Genomic DNA, 2,963 nt, shown 5'->3' on the forward strand with positions numbered 1-2,963 from the left:
GGTGGCACCACCCTCTCCGATAATCCCGACCAAAAGCAACCTGGTAAAATTATCGCGATGACTTCTTCGTTACCCAAAGAAGGGAAATCGACGATCGTTTTTCATACTTCTAATACCCTTGCAGAATTAGGTTATCGGGTATTGCTCGTCGATGCAGACATGCACAAATCGACAATCGCGCATTTATGCGCTCAGTCACCACTATTCAAACGTGAAGAATGCGAGTGTACTGATGGTTTGAGCGATGCCATCGTTGGGAATGCTCATTGGCAAGACTTAATCAAAACGAGTACAGAATCGAAGTTGGATGTGATGTTCTCGGGCCGACAAACCGTCAGTTCGATCGTTTTATTCAACTCACCACGATTGCTGAAATTGATGGAAGAATGGCGCAAAGAATATGACTATGTGATTTTTGATACGCCACCAATTGTTGGCGTCAGCGATACTCGCTTATTATCGAGTTTGGTAGATGGACTAGTCTACATTGTCAGCTTGAATGTCGCTCAAAAACCAATTATCGATCGCGGGATCGATATCATTTCATCGCTGAGAACGCCAGTATTGGGACTGGCGATCAACCGCGTGGAAAATCATCATTCTGGCTACAATAAATACTATCAGTACTATCATGCCGCGCAGGAATTAAGTGATAGTCCTAATAAAACTAAAGCTCTCAATCCCGAAAAACAGGGAGTGGAAGTATAAATAAATTCAAGCTGGTGGAGCGATCGACATTTCGATCCAGCAGCTTGAATTTGCTAATTAACAATTAAGTTCAGATCCCGTTCGATCGATTAGTCAACTAGCTAATCGATCGAATTGTTTTATCGCCCGGTTGCCAATCGATCGGACAAACTTCTTGGGGATTTGCTTGCACGTGTTGAATTGCTTGCAACACGCGGAGCGTCTCATCGACACTCCGACCGAATGAGAGATTATTAATCGTGGCATATTGTAGAATGCCCGCTCGATCGATAATAAATAAGCCGCGCAAGGCAGCTCCGAGCGTCGGATCTAAGACATTGTAGGCCGTGCTAATCTCTTTTTTGAGGTCGGAGATCAACGGGTAATTAATCTCGCCCACGCCACCCTGTTTGCGATCGGTTTGAATCCAGGCTAAATGTGCAAACTCGCTATCGACAGAGATACCCAGAACTTCAGTATTGAGTGCTTGAAACTCAGCATACCGATCGCTAAAAGCGATGACTTCGGTCGGGCAAACAAAGGTAAAATCTAGGGGATAAAAGAATAAGACTACATATTTACGGTAGCGAGATAATTGAATCTGTTGAAATTGCTCGCCGACGACCGCAGTTGCTGTGAAATCAGGTGCAATTTGACCTACTCTCAGACAGCTTTGAGGATAATTGTTCATGAACTTATTTTCGATTTAAATCTAGATGCGAGAGTGCGGAAGCTGAGCATTATTTACAAATTATGGTCGATCGACAGCATCGATCTGCAGAGGTTAGAACCTCGGTCGAAATGAACGCGTGAGTTTGGCAAAATCGACTTAACTGCTAAATCAGCTACCCAACCTGAAGCTAGATAATGACAATCGAAATGTTGCAGATTTAGCTAGTGTCGCAACTGTCAACTGATTTAATGTTAGTGTGGAAAATGTCGATTGCCACTCTAGTCGATCGAGCTTAGGTGCTAACGATCTCTTAATCTAACATTCAAAATTGTCAATTAGTATGGGTCTTCTTACACATTTATCATTACTCGTCACAGACCTCGACCATACCTTGGTTGGCGACGATCGATCGCTAGCACAGCTCAATCATCTGCTCGATCGCTATCGGCAAACTTACGGTACCAAAATCGTCTATGCGACTGGTCGATCGAAAACATCTTATCAAGAACTAGCGATCGCCAAATCGCTCCTGACACCAGACGCACTGATTGTTTCCGTCGGTACCGAAATTTACCTCAACGCCGCCACAGAAAACGAGCCAGCATGGGTAGATCGCTTGATCGCCAATTGGCACCGCGATCGAATTGTGGCGATTGCCAGTCGCTTCGCCGATTTAGAACCCCAGCCCCCAGCCGAACAACGACCGTTTAAGGTGAGTTATTATCTATCAGCTAGCGTAGCGGCGGCTGTCGTACCCCAGTTACAAGAGTTGTTACTACAGCAAGATCTCAATGCCGAAATTATCTACAGTGGCAGTAGAGACTTAGATATCCTGCCAAGCGGTGGCGATAAAGGTCAAGCCGTGCAATTCTTGCGCGATCGATGGCAGATCGATCCGCTGGAGACAGTGGTTTGTGGCGACTCTGGCAACGATATTTCACTGTTTAAATACGGCAAAGAACGCGGCATCATCGTCGGCAATGCTCAGTCAGAATTACGGCTCTGGTACGAGCTACATCCCGTGAATTATCATTATTTGGCAGTGGCTGAGTGCGCTGGCGGCATTTTGGAAGGATTAAAATATTTTCGATTTGTGGAATAGTTAAGCTTCTGTCGCGATCGATATTCCTTTAGGCAGAGTTACAGTCACAGCACGTTCGTGTAGAGTTTTATCAAGATCCAGATCTTAGTGCTAATTTTGACGGTAATTGTAGTAGCAGGATACGATAGAAGCCATCGACCGTCAAATGCTGCCTAAATATCCGCCCCAAGCTAGGGATCGACCCACTTGACAAAAACGTAAATATACCTCAACTTGGCACAATAGACGATCGCTCCACAGTAATCACCTCACCTAGCCGTTCTCATTAACTTCCGACGACCTCAAAACGCCCATATGTCAACTCTCGTCATCGTCGAATCACCGACCAAAGCCCGCACCATCAGTAAGTTTTTGCCATCAAGTTATGTGGTCAAAGCTTCGATGGGGCACGTTCGCGATTTACCACCGTCTGCTGAGGAAATCCCCCCCGAATATAAAGCGCAGAAATGGGCAAACCTGGGCATCAATGTTGAGGACGGGTTTGCGCCGCTGTATATCATT

The 2,963-nt window shown here is 45.5% G+C and carries 4 protein-coding genes; 3 read left to right on the forward strand and 1 reads right to left on the reverse strand.

All coding sequences use genetic code 11. The features are described 5' to 3' along the window. Positions 1 to 708, forward strand: a 708-nt coding sequence (locus RMO84_RS04795) for a CpsD/CapB family tyrosine-protein kinase (RefSeq protein WP_310487342.1), incomplete at its 5' end; no start/stop codon positions are given. A 97-nt stretch (positions 709 to 805) separates the two neighbouring features. Here RMO84_RS04795 and RMO84_RS04800 read toward each other — a convergent pair. Then, positions 806 to 1,378, reverse strand: a complete 573-nt coding sequence (locus RMO84_RS04800; protein WP_310487343.1) for a peroxiredoxin — start codon at positions 1,376 to 1,378, stop codon at positions 806 to 808. Positions 1,379 to 1,700: 322 nt separating this feature from the next. On the opposite strand from RMO84_RS04800, the gene RMO84_RS04805 reads away from it, so the two are divergent. Beyond that, positions 1,701 to 2,462 carry a sucrose-phosphate phosphatase gene (locus tag RMO84_RS04805; RefSeq protein ID WP_310487344.1) on the forward strand — a complete coding sequence of 254 codons (762 nt, stop codon included), beginning with the start codon at positions 1,701 to 1,703 and terminating at the stop codon, positions 2,460 to 2,462. Positions 2,463 to 2,756: 294 nt separating this feature from the next. Next, a partial coding sequence (locus RMO84_RS04810; protein WP_310487345.1) for a toprim domain-containing protein occupies positions 2,757 to 2,963 on the forward strand: 207 nt, incomplete at its 3' end.

The organism is Chamaesiphon sp. VAR_69_metabat_338, from assembly GCF_031423935.1.
In the GTDB taxonomy this organism is placed as follows: domain Bacteria; phylum Cyanobacteriota; class Cyanobacteriia; order Cyanobacteriales; family Chamaesiphonaceae; genus Chamaesiphon.